The organism is Rothia sp. HMSC062H08, assembly GCF_001810775.1.
GTDB lineage: Bacteria > Actinomycetota > Actinomycetes > Actinomycetales > Micrococcaceae > Rothia.
This window is the reverse complement of record NZ_KV802668.1, coordinates 187,111-203,683: the sequence shown is the minus strand read 5'-3', so window position 1 is coordinate 203,683 and position 16,573 is coordinate 187,111. Positions and strand designations below refer to the sequence as shown.

General features: G+C 61.7%; 15 protein-coding genes. 7 read left to right on the top strand and 8 right to left on the bottom strand.

All coding sequences use genetic code 11. The features are described from left to right. Window positions 1–230: 230 nt before the first annotated feature. The 4 genes from ybaK to HMPREF2765_RS05930 all read left to right on the top strand — a co-directional run bounded on the left by ybaK (window position 231) and on the right by HMPREF2765_RS05930 (window position 3,528). On the top strand, window positions 231–731 hold the full coding sequence (ybaK, locus tag HMPREF2765_RS05945; protein ID WP_005506356.1) for a Cys-tRNA(Pro) deacylase: 501 nt from the start codon (window positions 231–233) through the stop codon (window positions 729–731). Between the two features lie 87 nt (window positions 732–818). Continuing rightward, window positions 819–1,295, top strand: coding sequence for a peptide-methionine (R)-S-oxide reductase MsrB (msrB, locus tag HMPREF2765_RS05940; RefSeq protein WP_070604679.1), 477 nt, complete (start codon window positions 819–821; stop codon window positions 1,293–1,295). Window positions 1,296–1,513: 218 nt separating this feature from the next. Further along, a complete protein-coding gene (locus HMPREF2765_RS05935; protein WP_049345141.1) occupies window positions 1,514–2,779 on the top strand; it encodes an HRDC domain-containing protein in 1,266 nt (421 codons plus the stop codon). 224 nt (window positions 2,780–3,003) lie between these two features. Next, the gene (locus HMPREF2765_RS05930; RefSeq protein WP_070604678.1) at window positions 3,004–3,528 is read left to right on the top strand and encodes a Rieske (2Fe-2S) protein; all 525 of its coding nucleotides are present in this window, start codon (window positions 3,004–3,006) and stop codon (window positions 3,526–3,528) included. Window positions 3,529–3,677: 149 nt separating this feature from the next. Here HMPREF2765_RS05930 and dxs read toward each other — a convergent pair whose 3' ends face one another. The 3 genes from dxs to HMPREF2765_RS05915 form a co-directional block, all read right to left on the bottom strand. Next, window positions 3,678–5,750 carry a 1-deoxy-D-xylulose-5-phosphate synthase gene (gene dxs, locus HMPREF2765_RS05925; protein ID WP_080974454.1) on the bottom strand — a complete coding sequence of 691 codons (2,073 nt, stop codon included), beginning with the start codon at window positions 5,748–5,750 and terminating at the stop codon, window positions 3,678–3,680. 225 nt (window positions 5,751–5,975) lie between these two features. Continuing rightward, window positions 5,976–7,655, bottom strand: coding sequence for a class I SAM-dependent RNA methyltransferase (locus HMPREF2765_RS05920; protein WP_070604676.1), 1,680 nt, complete (start codon window positions 7,653–7,655; stop codon window positions 5,976–5,978). Between the two features lie 212 nt (window positions 7,656–7,867). After that, on the bottom strand, window positions 7,868–10,003 hold the full coding sequence (locus HMPREF2765_RS05915) for an APC family permease (RefSeq protein ID WP_070593498.1): 2,136 nt from the start codon (window positions 10,001–10,003) through the stop codon (window positions 7,868–7,870). A gap of 193 nt (window positions 10,004–10,196) precedes the next feature. Between HMPREF2765_RS05915 and HMPREF2765_RS05910 the strand changes: the two genes are divergently transcribed. Beyond that, complete coding sequence (locus HMPREF2765_RS05910; protein ID WP_049337398.1) at window positions 10,197–11,063, top strand: potassium channel family protein; 867 nt, start codon at window positions 10,197–10,199, stop codon at window positions 11,061–11,063. Next, a complete protein-coding gene (locus HMPREF2765_RS05905) occupies window positions 11,064–11,717 on the top strand; it encodes a potassium channel family protein (protein ID WP_005506372.1) in 654 nt (217 codons plus the stop codon). Window positions 11,718–11,850: 133 nt separating this feature from the next. Here the strand turns inward: HMPREF2765_RS05905 and HMPREF2765_RS05900 are convergent, their stop codons facing one another. The 5 genes from HMPREF2765_RS05900 to HMPREF2765_RS05880 form a co-directional block, all read right to left on the bottom strand. After that, complete coding sequence (locus HMPREF2765_RS05900; RefSeq protein ID WP_070604673.1) at window positions 11,851–12,657, bottom strand: DUF3159 domain-containing protein; 807 nt, start codon at window positions 12,655–12,657, stop codon at window positions 11,851–11,853. Then, window positions 12,647–13,186, bottom strand: a complete 540-nt coding sequence (locus HMPREF2765_RS05895) for an asparaginase (protein ID WP_070604671.1) — start codon at window positions 13,184–13,186, stop codon at window positions 12,647–12,649. The genes HMPREF2765_RS05900 and HMPREF2765_RS05895 overlap by 11 nt, the downstream gene beginning before the upstream one ends. Then, complete coding sequence (locus HMPREF2765_RS05890) at window positions 13,186–13,980, bottom strand: DUF3710 domain-containing protein (RefSeq protein ID WP_070604669.1); 795 nt, start codon at window positions 13,978–13,980, stop codon at window positions 13,186–13,188. Before HMPREF2765_RS05890 ends, HMPREF2765_RS05895 begins: the two co-directional genes overlap by 1 nt. Window positions 13,981–14,057: 77 nt before the next feature. Beyond that, a complete protein-coding gene (gene dut / locus HMPREF2765_RS05885; protein ID WP_070604867.1) occupies window positions 14,058–14,504 on the bottom strand; it encodes a dUTP diphosphatase in 447 nt (148 codons plus the stop codon). 240 nt (window positions 14,505–14,744) lie between these two features. After that, window positions 14,745–15,044, bottom strand: a complete 300-nt coding sequence (locus tag HMPREF2765_RS05880; protein WP_005506382.1) for a DUF4193 domain-containing protein — start codon at window positions 15,042–15,044, stop codon at window positions 14,745–14,747. A gap of 326 nt (window positions 15,045–15,370) precedes the next feature. Here HMPREF2765_RS05880 and sepH point away from each other — a divergent pair, with 326 nt between their 5' ends. After that, window positions 15,371–16,543: a septation protein SepH gene (sepH, locus tag HMPREF2765_RS05875; protein WP_210389025.1), complete on the top strand. Its 1,173-nt coding sequence runs from the start codon at window positions 15,371–15,373 to the stop codon at window positions 16,541–16,543. The last annotated feature ends 30 nt before the right edge of the window (window positions 16,544–16,573 follow it).

The window sequence follows — 16,573 nt, the reverse complement described above, 5'->3', positions numbered from 1 at the left end:
GAGGGGGACGATAGCGGCGCTTACATTCTCCAATATTCAGATGGATTTTGGACTGTCGTTGGCTCGCTTTCTCAAGAGCAGCTGAAGGAAAAAGGGCTACTGAAATAACCCCATAACCTTTGAGAAGCCACATGTGTTTCGAGAAGCCACCAAAGAAGTGGCTTTTCGAAACACATGTGGCTTCTCGGCGCATAGGTATCGGCGCATGGCGTCTTCCGTAAAATGGTTGTATGGCTAAGAAAACTAAAGGTAAGAAGAGCGGCGCAGCAACCGCCGCCGTAGCACTGCTGACCGAGACGAACACCCCCTTCCAGATGCGTGAATACGAGCACGTTGAGGGCGTCACCTCCTTCGGTGAAGAGGCCGCGAAGAACCTCGGCGCCTCCGAGGAGCAGGTGTTCAAGACCCTGCTGATCGTGCACGAGAAGGATTTCGCCGTCGCGATTGTGCCGGTCTCTGGCAAGCTGAACATTAAGGCTGCCGCCGCTGCCCTCGGCTGGAAGAGCGCCTCCATGTGCGACCCGAAGGTCGCTGAGCGCCGCACCGGCTACGTAGTGGGCGGTATTTCTCCGCTGGGCCAGAAGACCCCCTCCCCCACCCTGCTTGATGAGTCTGCGCAGCTTTTTGACACGATCATGGTCTCTGGCGGTAAGCGCGGCCTGGACGTTGAGCTCGCCCCGGACGACCTGCTGAAGCTCACCAACGGCAAGTACGCTGACATCCGTGCTTAGTCCGCGCGTAGCGGGAATAATCCGCCCGGCCGCGGCGTTACATATGCCGTAAGAGCCTGGGCATGAGAGCAAACTGAAGGAGTCATGATGGGCAATTCGCTACCCGGCGTGGGTGCTATCGCCAAGAACTGGCGTGAAGTGCTCAAGCCTGAAGAGTACGCTGTTCTGCGTGAGGGCGGCACCGAGCGCGCATTCAGCGGCGAGTACTGGAACACTCACACGGAGGGTGTGTATTCTTGCCGTGCCTGCGGTACGGAGCTGTTCCGTTCCGATCAGAAGTTCGATTCGCATTGTGGTTGGCCGTCGTTTTTCGCGCCGCTGGCTGAGGACCGTGTGCGTTACTTGGAGGACACGACCTTCGGTATGCGCCGCGTGGAGGTGCGTTGCGCCGCCTGCGATTCGCACCTGGGTCACGTGTTTGAGGGTGAGGGCTACCCGACTCCCACGGATTTGCGGTATTGCATTAATTCGGTGTGTCTGACGCTGGCCCCGGCTGGTGAAGCCGCGCCTGATAAAGCACAGCCTGGTGATACTCCGGTTGACGAGGCGGAATCCGCCGAATAAACCCCGGCGATACCCCCCCCCCAGCAGGCACGCAGGTGAACCCCTTATTGTGAGTCTCTCTAAATTCGAGGCTTTAAGCTCGGGCGGGTAGAATGGCGTAGTGCCTTCGCGGGCACGTCACCCCGCCCGGGCTCATGTTTGCTCGGGCGTACGCCTACCCGGGCATTTGGCCCATCGTATGGGCGCGTCGAACCAGGCAGAGGAAAAGGATTGAGTGCATGAGTACCGCAGCTGAACAGAATGCCGCAGGCACCCCTCAGCTGACCCTTAACGGTATCGAAGTTCCGGACGTTGTTCCTCTGGAGACCCCTTCCGCACCGATTCCGACTCTCATCACCACTGAGAGCGGTCTGCGTCGTGCCGCTGAGCAGTTGGCGGCGGCGTCCGGCCCGGTGGCTGTTGATACTGAGCGTGCCCAGGGCATCCGCTACGGTTCGCGTGCTTTTTTGGTGCAGCTTAAGCGTGAAGATCAGCTGTACCTGATTGACCCTGAGGCGTTTAAGGATCTGCGCATTATTAACGATGCTCTGGCGGATGCTGAGTGGGTTATTCACGCCGCAATTCAGGACTTCCCGAGCCTGGACATGCTCGGTATGCGCCCGAACCGTCTGTTTGATACGGAGCTTGGTGCGCGTCTTGCCGGTCTGGAGCGCGTGAACCTGGGTGCGACCGTTGAGGAGCTGCTCGGCTATAAGCTGGCGAAGAAGCACTCGAAGGAAGACTGGTCGCGCCGTCCCCTGCCGGAGTCGTGGCTGAACTATGCGCTGCTGGACGTTGACGTGCTCATTGATTTGCGTGACGCGTTGGAGGATTTGCTCCGCCAGCAGGGTAAGCTGCAGTACGCCCTGGAGGAGTTCGAGTACCTGTGCAAGACCCCGGTGAAAGATCCGACGGATCAGCCGGAGCGTTGGCGTAAGACGAAGGGCCGCACGATGTTGCGTTCGGTCAAGCAGCTGACGGCGCTGCGTAACCTGTGGCTTGAGCGTGACTCGCTGGCGCGTAAGAAGGACGTTGACGCGAAGCGTCTGCTGCCCGACTCTGCGATTGTGGAGGCGGCACGCACCATGCCGCGTAACGTGCCCGCTATTATGGCGATCCCTGGTTTTCAGACGCGTGGTTTGCGTCGTGAGGGACCGCGTTGGGTGCGTGCTATTGCTGCGGCGGCACGCGGTGAGAACGCTGTACCGTTCACTTTGCCGTCGACTGCCCCGCCGCCGTTGAAGGCGTGGGAGTCTAAGCGCCCCGAGAACTTGGCGCTGTTCACCGAGGTTCGTCAGGCGATTGATGAGCTGTCGGAGAAGCTGACCATTCCGGCGCAGAACCTGATCACGACCGATTATGTTCGCCGCCTCTGCTGGGAGCCGCCGGCTCGTTTTGACGAGCAGACCTTGCGGGATGCGCTCGCCGAGTACGGTGCGCGTTCGTGGCAGACGGGTCTGGTTGCCCCCGTGATTGCGCCGATTTTTGCTCGCCACCTGGGGTAGATTTCTCTAACGTTGAATAGATGTGCGTGCCGGTTGGGTGTGTTGCTGATGCGACCGCCCGACCGGCATTTTGTGTGCCTCGGGAGTTTGACACGGTAGTTTGTCCCGGTATTTTGCCTCAGCAGTTTGTCTCCGGTGCAAACGTGAACCAAGCTTAGCCTGCTCTCATTCGATTTTTGTCCCAAACCGGCATAGGGTGGAGAGAGTACACGAAAGGAACCACCATGCCCGCACCCAACGGATGCTGCCGCTCTCAGAAGGCATGCGCCTCCCCTGCTACTGAATCTGCAACCGTCGACACCGCAGTCGATACCACAGAAACTGATTCTTCTGCGCGCGTCTTCTCCCGCCGCGCAACCCTCATCACCGGCGCCGTCACATCCGGTGCGTTGCTCGCCTCCTGCGCTGAAGGTGACTCCAACGTTACCGCGCCCGAAGGCACCGTTGAGGTAGGTTCCGCCTCCGCAGTGGGCGTGGGCAAAGCGGCACGACTGACCCACGGCTCCACGACCGTGATCGTCTCCCAGCCGTCCGCGGGTGAGTACAAGGCGTTCAGCACCGTCTGCACCCACCAGGGCTGCCAGGTGCAGGTGCAGGATTCCAACCGCATCGTGTGCCCCTGCCACGGCTCCGAGTTCGCTGTAGCTGACGGCTCGGTCGTGCACGGCCCCGCGGAGTCACCCCTTGCCAGCTACCCGGTGCAGGAGAAGGGCGGCAAGCTTTTCGTTAGCGGCACCGGCAACTCCTAAACCGGCAGTTCAGAATACGTGTAAGAAAGCCCCACCCATCACAATCGATGGGCGGGGCTTTGTGCTGTCTTATGGTGCCCGCTACTGATGCCTACTATTGCGGCGCGCTACTGAGAGAAGCTTAGGCAGCACATCTCAGATACGACCGCTTAGCGGGTGTGTCGCGGCTTCTGACCCTCTTCACGAGCGAACGGAACCTTATCGCCAGCCAGTTGCGCACGCAAATCCGCGATAATGGTTTCGGCGGTCAGGCCGACCTCCTCCAGAATCTGCTCGCGAGAAGCATGCGGAATGAACTCCGCCGGAAGACCCAGCTCGCTCAGCGCGGTATCCACGCCAGCCGCACGCATTTCCTGGCGGATGCGCGAACCCACGCCGCCGGAACGCACGCCGTCCTCAATGGTCACCACAATGCGGTGATCACGAGCCAGCTCAACGACCGAAGACGGCACCGGCATCACCCAGCGCGGGTCAACCACGGTGGACTGGATGCCCTCGGCGGCAAGCACCTTGGAGGCTTCCAGAGCCACGCGAGCCATAGCGCCCACGGCAACGAACAGCACGTCACGCTGACCGGTTTCCGGGTGGGGTTCACCGGTGCGTGCCAGCACGTCCACGCCGTCGCTGCGGCGCTCCAGGGCGGGAATGTCCTCGCCCACGGAGCCCTTCGGGTAGCGAATCACGGTCGGTGCGTCGTTAATAGCTACAGCCTCACGCAGCTCTTCGCGCAGGGTCGCGCCATCACGCGGAGCCGCCAGGTGCAGGCCCGGAATGAACTGCAGCATCGCCAAATCCCACATGCCGTGGTGGCTTGCACCGTCCGGGCCGGTAATGCCGGAGCGGTCCAGCACCACGGTCACGCCCGCCTTGTGCAGGGCAACGTCCATGAGCAGCTGGTCAAAGCCGCGGTTCAGGAAGGTTGCGTAGAGAGCAACCACCGGGTGCATGCCGCCGTACGCCAGGCCTGCACTCATCGCCACGGCGTGCTGCTCAGCGATACCTACGTCAATAACGCGCTCGGGGTGGCGCTTCTGGAATTCGCGCAGACCCACGGGAATGAGCATCGCGCCGGTAATACCGACGACGTTCTCCTGCTCATCCGCAATATCTGCGATTTCGCTACCAAAGACACCGGTCCACGACTCGGAGGTGCTGGTCGAAACATCCTCACCGGTCAGCGGGTCAATCTGGCCCACCGCGTGGAACTGGTCGTCCTCGTTCGCGCGGGCGGGTGCGTAGCCGTGGCCCTTCTCGGTAATGGCGTGCACGATGACCGGGCCGGCGTAGTTCTTTGCCGCGGTCAGCGCGTTCTCCACAGCCTGCTGGTCGTGGCCGTCAATGGGGCCCACGTACTTCATGCCCAGGTCTTCGAAAATACCCTTGGGCACGACGACGTCCTTAATGCCCGCCTTCATGCCGTGCAGGCCGCGGTACACCATCTGACCGACGGGGCCGCCACGCTGCAGGCCGATGCGCACTGCATCCAGGGCGTTGTCGTAGCGGTGATCGAGGCGCACGCGATCCACCTGCTGCTGCACACCGTGCTTGAGTTCAGACAGCTGGTTCGCGAAACCGCCAATGGTCGGCGCGTAGGAGCGGCCGTTATCGTTGACCACAATCACGACCTTGCGGGTGCGGTCGGCAGCAATATTGTTCACAGCCTCCCACGCCATGCCGCCGGTCAGCGCGCCGTCACCAATGAGGACCACGGTGTAGCGGTCATCTTCACCGTTGAGCTTGTGCGCGCGAGAAATACCGTCAGCCCACGAAATCGAGCTGGATGCGTGCGAAGAAGCAATAATGTCGTGCTCAGACTCGCCACGATCCGGGTAGCCGGACAGGCCGCCCTTCTGACGCAGCGTCTTAAACGCGTGACGACCAGTCACCAGCTTATGCACATAGGACTGGTGGCCGGTGTCGAAAAGAATGTTGTCCTTGGGAGATTCGAAGACACGGTGAATGCCGAGGGTCAGCTCCACAACGCCCAGGTTCGGGCCCAGGTGACCGCCGGTCGCCGACACGTTCGTCACGATGAACTGGCGAATCTCCTTAGAGAGCTCCTCCAGCTGCTCGTAGCTGAGGTTCTGCAGGTCCGCCGGGGACTGAATACCCGGGAGCAACTTGGCAGTGGCGCCATCGCCAATGCTGTAGTCGGCGGTGGGTGCGCCACCGGCGGCGCTATTCGGGGTCTCCTCCTGCGGCAATGCGTTTTCAGCGGACATACACCCACACTCCTCAAGGTCGGGGCACGGCTCATTCCGTGCGTTGGTTCTTCAATGATTCTACCGTTTACGGTGCCAAAAAGCAGATTTATGTGCCCGCAGAGCAAGACGCACCGGGTTGAGCGAAAACGGCCTGAAATAACCCCTAGTGGGCAGGCTGGTGAACAGCCCAACCCGCCCAACACGGCGATTATTTGCTTCTTTGTTACGGCTACTAGCTGCGCGCTACTTGGTGCGACGGCGGCGCGGACGAGGCTTCGCCGGGGCACGCTCAAAAAGCGCCACCGACTCCACGTGATGCGTATTCGGGTACATATCAAACGCCCGAAGCTGCACCATGTCCCAACCCAACTCACGCAAAATACCGGTGTCACGACCCAGGGATGCCGGATCGCACGCCACGTACAGAATACGCTTGGGGTCCAGCGCATCCAGGCGTTCCAGGGTGGTTCGGTTCGCGCCCTCACGGGACGGGTCAAGGACCACCGCATCAATAGCGGGGATTTCACCAAACTCAAGGGCGGTCTTCAAATCCACCAGATGGCGTGCCACGTCGCCGCGAATCACCTCAATGCGGGTGTCCGCAGAGTTCTCGGTGCGGGAGCAACCATCCGGCGCGAAGTTCGAGCGCGCATCCTTATGAGTCACCGGGGAGCCCTCAATACTGATGACGGTACCGGTTGCGCCCACGGCGTCCGCGAGCGCGGCGGTGAACAGGCCCGCGCCGGCGTACAGGTCGAGGGTGCATTCGCCTTCCTGCGGGCGGAGCATGGTGAGCATGGTTCCGACCATGGTGGAGGGGGCGGCGCGGTGAATCTGCCAGAAGCCGCCGGCGGACACCTGGTAGCTGAATCGGCGGGAGCCGAAGGTGACTTCTTCGGTGACGGAGCGCAGGCCCGCGCCGAGCAGCTGGTCGCCTTCGGGTACGCGGCGGTAGGGGGTGTGGGAGGAGCCGGGGCGGCGGCGCTTGGGCTTGCCGTTGGAGGTGGACTGCGGGGTGAAGAAGAGCGAGATTTTGCGCTTGGCGAGCAGTCCCCAGGCGTCGGCTGCCTGCTGTTCGATGTCCTTGGCGACCTCTTCGATGGAGAAGCGCGGGTCAACGATGAACTGCAGGAGGACCCTACCGCGGGAGGAGACGGTTGCCTCGACTTCGCGTACGCCGCGCAGGTTCAGTTTCTCAAGCTCTAGGTTGCGCAGTTCGAGTGCGGCGAGGGGAAAGTCTACGACCGGTACGGGCTGGGAGGCGTGGTAGGGGTGCATACCGACGCGCCAGGTGACGGCGGGGCTCTTCTTGCCGACGCTGTTCTTCTGGTCGGTGTTCTTCTGGTTGCCGGGCTCGTCGCTGGGCTCGTTACCGGGCTCGGTGCGGACCTTGGTCACGTTGTAGCGCACGCGGGTACGCCAGGACAGGCCCTCGTTGTTATCGCGCAGGGGCAGCTCTTCAACCATGAGGTTGGTCAGCAACGGCGATTCGAGGGGCAGGCCGCCCAGGCGGTTGATTTGGGTGCGGACGATATCAGTCTTGTAGCGTCGCTGCTCATCCAGGTTGATGTGGCCGTACTCCATGCCGCCGAGCAGTTCGGGTACGCCGGTGGCGGCGGCGCGTTCCTCTTCGGTGGCGAGCGCATCCGCCTGGATCCAGGGGTGGGGGCGGCGTGCCAGGGAGGGTACGGGTACGGAGATAACGTCCGCGAAGTAGAAGCGGCGCTTGGGGCCAATCGCGGTGATGCGCACTTCAGCCTGTTCGCCGACGATGCCGTGACGCACAAAGATGACGCCCTGTTCGGTGCGCGCTACGAAGGCGCCGCCGTGCGCGGGAGCCTCACAGGTGACGGTGAGGGTCTGCCCGACGCTGTATCCGTCTACGTTGTTGGAGGCGGCAGGCGTGGTAGCAGGGTGAGTCACAGCATTGTCTCCTAAAGAATCACTTAATGTGAATTATTTTACACCGGTTTGTACCTTTACTCCGATTCCGACGCCCCGCAAGGGGTGCCGAATAGGACGTAAAGGGCAAAGTCCAGGCGCTATGTGGGGGTGCTCAAGCACATCACAGGCCAATGACCGGGCTGGGCAATTAATGTGGGCGCAGGGCAATTATGCTGAGCGCCGGGCAAACGTTACGGCTGGCGTTTCTTCTCGCGCGCCACAGCGTCCGCCTCGTGCAGGCGACCGCGGTACACCGCGTGGCGGTTGCTCTGAATCAGCTCGCGGCCACCACCGGCTGAACGAGTAATCTTCGGGGCGACAGCTTCCGTTGGGCCTTCTGCTTCTACCGTTGATTCTTCGCTTTGTAAACGCTGATCAAAAATCTCATCATACACCTCATCCTCGTGCATCGCCCAGGGCACGGTCGCCGTCATGACGCCAGGCTCGTGCAAAAGCGCCTGCTTGAGGCGGCGCACCGTGCGGCGGTGCAGAATACGCTGCCACCAGTGCTTCACCACAAACTCCGGGAGGTACACCACCAAAATATCGCGCGGTGACTTCTTGCGGCGGCGGCGAACATACGAAACGACAGCCTCCACCGTGTCACGGTACGGCGAATCAATCACCGACAGCGGCACCGGAATGCCCAGGGCATACCAGCGCTTCTTCACGACTTCCAGAGCGGCGCGGTCATTGTTGACCGTTAGCGCCTCAATCGTGGAGGGGCGGCCGGCACGCGCATACGAGAGGGCACGAACCGCCGGGCGGCGCACACGCTCCACGTACACGATGGCGTGCACACGCGAAGGCAGGGCCGCCACATCCGCAACGGATTCAGCGTTCAGGGGGATGTCCAGGGCGGCATCCACAGCATCGTAGTGGCGGCGAGTCACAACCATACCTCCAACCATCAGGGCAATCATTCCAAGGGAGAGCCACGCACCGGCGGCGAACTTCGTCACCACGACGATGACCAGCACCGCGGCGGTCACCATCACGCCCACCGCAGAGACCGCAATATCGCGCAGCAGGGCGCGGCGCGGCATCTGCGCCAGGGTAATGCGCAGCAGACGCATGCGGTAGCGCACCACCGCCAGCTGAACCAGCACCATCGACAGGCACATGCCCACGATGTACAGCTGAATCAGTGAGTACACGTCCGAGTTGAAAACGGTGGTGAGGAAAATTGAGAATGCCGACAGCGCCAGCACACCGTTCGCGTACAGGCCGCGCGAATCCACGCTGCGGAAGAACACCGGCAGGTACTGGTAGTCGGCCAGCGACGAAGCAATCACCGGGAAGCCCGTAAACGCCGTCAGCGAGGCAATAATCAGCACGCCCACCGTGGCGAATACCAGCAGCTGCGCGAAGAACGGCACGCCCTGATAAATTGCCAACGCCACCTGGTACAGCGCAGGTTTCTGGTGGAAGTACTCCCCCGGCGTGTGCCCGTCAATGAACAAGAAACGGGTCGTATCGTGCACCATGTGCACGCGGGTTGCCGCCGCAAAACCGAGCAGGCTCACCAGCAGGACCGAGGTGATCAGGCCCATCAGCATCATGGTGACCGCCGCGTTATATTTCTTCGGGCGGCGGAAATACTTCACCGAATTAGAAATCGTAGAAACACCCGAGAACGCCACCAAGCCGGCAGAGAAAGAACGCGCCAGAAGCAGCATCAGCGCCAGACCCTCCAGCGAATGGGTCTCGAGCTCGGGGGCAATCACGTAGGTCGCAGACTCAGCCAGTGGCAGAGTACCCGTGGCGGCACGAATCCAACCCACAATGAGGGTCGCTCCCAACAGTGCCAAGAAAACATACAGCGGCCAGTACGCAATCTTGCCCAGCAACTGCACGCCACGTAGCGCAAACAACGTCAGCGCAACAATGAGTAGCACCGCAATGTGCGTGCGCCAATCCTGAATCTGCGGATACAACGCCACCAAAAACGAGGACGCCGAAGACATAGACACCGCCACCGTGAGCATATAGTCCATCAGCGAGGATGCACCCATCACAATCGACGGCAGCGCACCCAGTTTGCGGTGCACCAGCTGAATATCGCCTTCAGAAGCAATCTGGTTGATGTTGTAGCGGTACGTGCCAATCACCAGCAGACCCACCATCGCCACACCCAAACCAATCCAGGGTGAAAAAGCGAGCGCAGATGCACCCGCAGCGGCAAGGGTCAGGATCATCTGGTCGGCTGCGTAGGCGACCGAAGAGATGCCGTCGGCACCGAAAAGAGGCAGGGCGTAGCGCTTCGGCAGCGCGACTGCCGAAAGATTTCGCGTGCTGACCGGCTGACCGGTCAGGGCGATGCGCATCCTATCCCAACGATTCCTCACGCTGTTAAGGCTATCGGTCGCGGCTTCAAAGCTCAATTTTATTCAGCCGAATAGTGGGCATTGCGAGCGGAATATCACGGGGCATCGGCGTGGAGGCTCACCCGCCCATTACACTGGTAGAGGTAGGCGGTAACGCCTTATCGACACAAAACATCAACACTCGGAGGGATGTATGCCTCACTTCGTCATTATGGGTGCCGGACGCGTGGGCGTCATGCTGGCGCGCACTCTGGAAGCTTCGGGGCATACGGTCGCCGTCATTGACCAGGACGAACGTGCTTTCCAGCCGTTGCGTAAAGGCTTTGAGGGCCGCCTGGTAACCGGTGTCGGTTTTGATGAGGACACTCTCAAGCGTGCCGGCATTACCGAGGCGTACGCTTTTGCCGCCGTCTCTTCGGGCGATAACTCGAATATTATTGCCGCCCGTGTGGCACGCGAAATGTTCAAGGTGAAGAACGTTGTGGCGCGTGTGTACGACCCGAACCGCGCCGAGTTTTTCCAGCGCATGGGTATTCCCACGGTCGCTTCGGTGCGTTGGTCCACCGACCAGGTGCTGCGCCGCCTGCTACCCGAGCAGGCGCTCAAGGGCGACTTCCGCGAACCCTCGGGCCGCCTCATGCTCACCGAAATTCCGCTCGACGACGGTTGGGCGGGTCACGCCCTGACCAGTATCGAACGTGCCGCCGGGGTGCGCATCGCCTACATCACCCGCTTTGGTGAGGGCATGCTCCCCCGCCCGGATTCCGCCTACCAGCAGGGCGATAGTGTGCACGTCATGATGCGCACCGACGACGTTGCGGACGTAACCCGTATTCTCTCCCGCCCGCCGCGCGTTGAAGACGAAGAAGTGGAGGCGAACTACGCCCCCGCCTCGGGCCACCGCAAGCACCCCCACGCCCCGAAGAAACCCGCCGAGCAGGCGCACAACGACGGCCCCGTTATCGAGCATGAATTCCACCTCGGTGACACTCCCCCGGAGCTGCCCGACCCCCTCGAACTCATCGGCCGCCATCGTGATTCCTCGAAAGGTGAGAAGTAAGTGAAGGTCCTCATTGTTGGTGCCGGTTCCGTGGGTGCCTCCATCGCTAAAGAGCTCATGATGAACGGCCACGACGTGACCATCATCGATTCCAAGCCCGAAGTCAAGAAGCGCGCCGATCTGCCCGGCGTGCGCTGGCATATTGGTGACGCCTGCGAACTGTCCGTACTGCGCCAGGTGCACCCGAACAAGGCGGACGTGGTCGTTGCCGCAACCGGTGACGATAAGGCAAACCTGATGGTCTCCCTGCTGGTGCGCAGTGAGTTTGGTGTGCCGCGCACCGTGGCGCGCGTGAACAACCCGCGTAATGAGTGGCTCTTTGATGATTCCTGGGGCGTGGACGTTGCCGTGTCCACCCCGCGTCTGATGACCGCCCTCGTTGAGGAAGCCGTGGAAGTCGGCGACGTGGTGCGCCTGCTGACCCTGCAGGCTGGCGGCGCGACCCTCGCCGAGTACACCGTGCCGGATGACCACCCCGTCATCGGTTACCGCGTGGATCACGTGCAGTGGCCCGTTGATACGGTGCTCACCGCGATCCTGCGTGACGGCGCGCCAATCCCGCCCAGTGCCGACGTGGCGATTGAGGGCGGCGACGAGCTGTTCTTCATCACGACCATTGCCGGTGAGGATCAGATTCGCGCGCTGTTCGCGTAAGCGTTTATACGTAAGTTTTTGGGTAGCGTTTATACGTAAGTTTTTGAGGAGGCGAAAGCCCCGGTCACCCATACGGGTACCAGGGCTTTCGCTTACTTTTATGAAGCTATTTCACGAAGTTGCGGGCTATGATTTAGCGGTTCTTGGAGCTTTCAGAATCTCCGGGCACCTCAGTTTCTTCAGCATCCAGTGCCTCGGGGTCCTCGCTCACCAGCGCCTCCTCGGGAGCCGACACACGCCACGCCAGCCACACGCCCAAAGCGTACAGCGGCAGACCCATAATCAGGCGGGTCGCCCCCAGCGCCTCCACATTATTCGCAAAATACAGGGGCACCTGCACGGCAAGGCGTAGCATCATTAGCACGGTAATAATCCAGGTCGCCAGCATGTACTGGCGCAGGCGTACCGGGTTCTGGCGCCAGCTCAGCGCCTCACCGCGAATGACCGCAAAAATCAGACCCATCAGCGGCCAACGCACCAGCATCGACAGCAGATACGCCAGGATGTACACGCCGTTCGTCCAGAAGCCCACCACAAAGTAGTCGCTCGCATTACCGGTACGGTACGCGGCAAACGCACAAATCGCCACGCCCACCAGACCGGTCAGCGCACTCACCAGCTTAGAGCCCTGCACCAGACGAATCAGCGTGAACACGCCCGCCGCAGCCAGCGCCGCAATCAGGGACAGGTTCAGTTCCTTCGTCACGGTGAACAGCACCAGGAACGCCACCGCGGGCAGGGAGGATTCCACCAGGCCGCGCCAGCCGCCGATAGCGTACAGAATATCCACATCGCCGTTGGCGGTGCGGCGCATATTCGCACCCATGGAGGCGCTCAGGCTCTGCGCCAGCTGATTCTCCTCCTGCGCCGGGTCAGTAGCCGGGCTAGTTGCGGGGTTAGCGTTCGGATCGGGCTGGGTTGAAGACTGCTCAGCGCTCATGTTTTCCCTTCTCAGCAAAGAATTGCGGCACGATCTCATAGCGCGGGTTATAAATCACCGGCTGATGAGCCCTCACCGACACCACACCGGAACAACGCAACAACGCACCGGCAAGCACGCCGGGCACCATCCGCTGCCCCTGCCACTTCAGCAGCACCCTATCCCCCGGGTTGAACGGCGCATACGGCGGGAAAGACACCTCGTGAGGCTCCTGCACCGCCACAGTCGCCAAAGACGCCGTGTTCAAATGGTGCTGCTTCTCGGGGTCCTCGGATTCCTCCTCGAAGTCCTCACCGGGCGGCTCCACAATCGGCATACCAATCAGCGCCAGCGGGCTCGACCACTGCAGAGGCTTCGACTTAGCCACCACCAGCTCGGCACGGTACATCGGCTTATCCTGGGCGGTCGGCAACCACACCTGCTCTACGCGTCCGGCAAGGCGTACGCGAAAGCGCTCGGGGTACCCGGGAGCAAGAATCTGCTCCTCAGGAACCGCGAGCGCACTCGGGTAGTTCGAGAACTCAGGCATTAGCCAATCTCGGTAATCTCAGGGCCGCGGCGAGGCATCGGGCGCAGCTTGCTGTGCTCGTTCTCGGTTTCTTCCTCCACGGCGGGCTCTTCCTCAGCCGCAACGATCAGGTCGGCGGGCAGAGTCATGGGCAGCAGCTCGCGCGGCGGGCGCGGCTCGTCACCACGGTCCACCACGACGGTGCGGAAGACTTCCTCCACGGAGGCGGCAGCCTTATCGTCACCGAGCACAGCCGCGCCGGAGATGACGCCGCGCAGGAACCAGCGGGGACCGTCCACACCCACGAAGCGGGCGATGCGCTCGCCGGGCTGGCCGTCCGGGGTGACGGCGGGCAGGCGGGTCAGCATCTCGGCGCCGAATACGCCGGCGTAGATGTCGACGATGCCGCCCTGGGATTTGACGGATTCGGTCAGGTCGTGACGGATGTCGTCCCAGATGCCGGTGGTGCGCGGTGCGGCGAATGCCTGCACCTGCAAGGTTGCGCCGTCACGGGTGATGGTTGCGGCGATCACCGCGCCGGTTGCGTCGTCAGTTTCGAGGCGCAGGTTCATGCCGTCGAGCAGCTTGATGCGCAGCGCACCCAGGTCGACGTAGTCTTCGAGGTCTTCGGCGGTGACTTCTTCAATATCGTGCGGGCCGTTGACGCGGTCGTACTTGATGACCTCGGGAGAGTTCTCCTCTTCCTTCAGCTCCTCAACCTCGACGTTGGTCTCCTCAATCTCTTCGGCGACAGCCTTGTCGATGGCGGCCTTTTCAGCCTCCTCGGCGTGCTTCTTCTTACCAAATCCGAACATGGTATTCCTACTTTCACCGCACGCGGGGTGCGGGGGTTTCTTCTCTTCTCTCGTGCGACAATCGCGGTGAGAGCAGACTAGTGGATTCCGCTGGAGCCGAAGCCGCTGGAGCCGCGTTCGGTCTGTTCCAGTTCATCCACCACGGTAAAGGTTGCGTGCTTGTACTTCTGAATGACCAGCTGGGCAATGCGGTCGCCGCGCTGCACGTGGAAGGACTTGGTCTTGTCAGTGTTGAGCAGGGTGACCATCAGCTCGCCGCGGTAGCCGGAATCAACGGTGCCGGGTGCGTTAACAATGGTGATACCGTTCTTGGTTGCCAGGCCGGAGCGCGGGTGCACCAGACCAACGTAACCTTCGGGCAGGGCAATTGCCACGCCGGTGGGGACGAGGGCGCGTTCGCCCGGCTCCAGTTCGAAGTCGATGCGGGAGCGCAGGTCAGCGCCGGCGTCACCGGGCTTTGCGTAGGCGGGTGCGGGCAGCTCGGGATCGAGCAGCTTAATGTGGACGTTTACGGGGGTCATCATGGTCAATACTCTAACCTTTCGCGGGTGTCTGTGCCATCACCTCGCGCTGTGTTGAGGCTCTACTACGAGGTGTTTTCGTTGCGTGTTCGCGTTCAGCACGTGCGGCGGCGTGCCGTGTTGGGTGCGACGCGGCGCTGTTCTTACGTGCGCGGCTTTCACATACTCAACGGGGCGGGTGCACTCGGCACTCGCCCCGTCATGAGGTGTATGTCGGGTGGGTGTTAGCCCTTCCCTAAAGTTTTAGCCCTCGCACTCGATGCAGTAGGACAGGCCGCCCTCTTCGCGTGCAATCTGCGAGCGGTGGCGCACCAGGAAGCAGGATGCACAGGTGAACTCGTCGTCCTGAGCGGGCAGAACAACAACGTTCAGCTCCTCGTTGGAGAGGTCAGCACCGGGCAGCTCGAAGCTTTCTGCTGCGCTGTTTTCGTCTTCGTCCACCGCACCGGACTGCATCTCGGAACGGCGGGCGTTCAGCTCCTCGTAGGACTCTTCGTTCTGCTCTTCGTCCTGCTTGCGAGGTGCATCGTAATCAGTTGCCAAACTTTCACGCTCCGTTGGTTCTGTGGCTGTGTGTTGAACTAGGCCACGCTGGTTTAATGAGTGCTCTAGGTGCCGCTGGTGAGGATTTAACCCCGACGGCATGCCAGGTATTGTTCACCATTGGCACCCTATTTGTCTAATCCTGGGTAGGCTTTGGACGGTTTAGGCGTCACATTCTAGCTTTTTCGGTCCGAAAAGTACATCTTTTTTTGGGGAAAATCCCGCCTCCGCTACTGATTTACCGCGCTTTCACGGTACCCTGGAAGGTAGTTTGCGTTCCGTGCAACACATTCACGAACGCGTCCGGTTCACCTATGGAGGTTCTCATGCTTGAACTGCGTCTGATTGGCGTTCACGATGACGGCGAAAATCTGGTGCTTGAGTCTGCTGACGGCACCCGTTTCTTGCTGCCGATTGACGCGAACCTGCGCACGAGCATCACCAAGGCTCGCCGTATTCAGCCCGCCCGCGGTCTGGGCGCTAAGGGCACCTACGGTCCGCGCGATATTCAGACCCGTTTCCGTCAGGGTGCCTCCGTTGAGGAAATCGCTGAAGAGTCCGGTTGGGAGCCGGAGCGCGTGCGCCGCTACGAGTGGCCGATCGTTGCTGAGCGTGCCCACATTATTCGTGCCGCTCAGAGCGTGAAGATTGGTCGCCGCAGCTCCGCTTCGGGTACCGCACAGATTCCCGTGACCCTGAGCGCCCGCATTGAGGAAGTCTCCGAGCGTTACGGTTTTGAGGATGCAACTCAGGACTGGACCACCCGCCAGCAGGAGAACGGCCAGTGGCGCGTTGAGGTTGATATTGCGCTGAAGGATTCGGTGCGTCAGAACCTGCCCGCGCAGGTCGTCTTCCCCGCACGTTGGGTGTACAACCCGGCAAACCAGGGCCTGTACGCTTCGAATGAGGCGGCGTACTTCCTGATGGGCAATAGTGAGGACGCTGTTGCCGCCGCCGCGAAGAAGGCTCCCGTGGAGGTTCCTCCCGCCCGCCTGCCGAAGGCACCCGAGCCCGCACCGGCACCCCTTACTTCCTCTGAGAGCGCTGATGAGCGTAAGCTCAAGGAGCTTTTGGAGCGCGCCCGCTCGGTGCGCCCGGCGCAGGTTGAGGAGCCCGAGGTGTTCGTGCACCGCGAGTCCGCTCAGCCCGCTGAGGCACCCGAAGCTGCTGCACCGGCAGAAGCTCCGAAGGCTGAAGAACCCGCACCGGTTGCAGAGCCTGCGGCACCCGCAGCACCCGCTACTGAAGCGCCCGCCGAGGCTGCATCTGCCCGCGGCCCGCTGACCGGTGCACCCGCCGCACACACCCCCGCGGCGCATCCGGCACCGGAAGATTACAGCGAGCACGCACCCGCCGAAGAGCCTGCTGAAGCACCGGCTGAATCCGCACCCGCAGAAGCTGCTGAAGCTCCCGCATCGGAGAAGCCCAAGTCTTCCTCGAAGAAGCAGCGCGTGAGCGTTCCCGCTTGGGACGACATCATCTTCGGCGGCCGCAAGTAAGCGACCGCCCTCGCGCCGCCCGATAGAGGC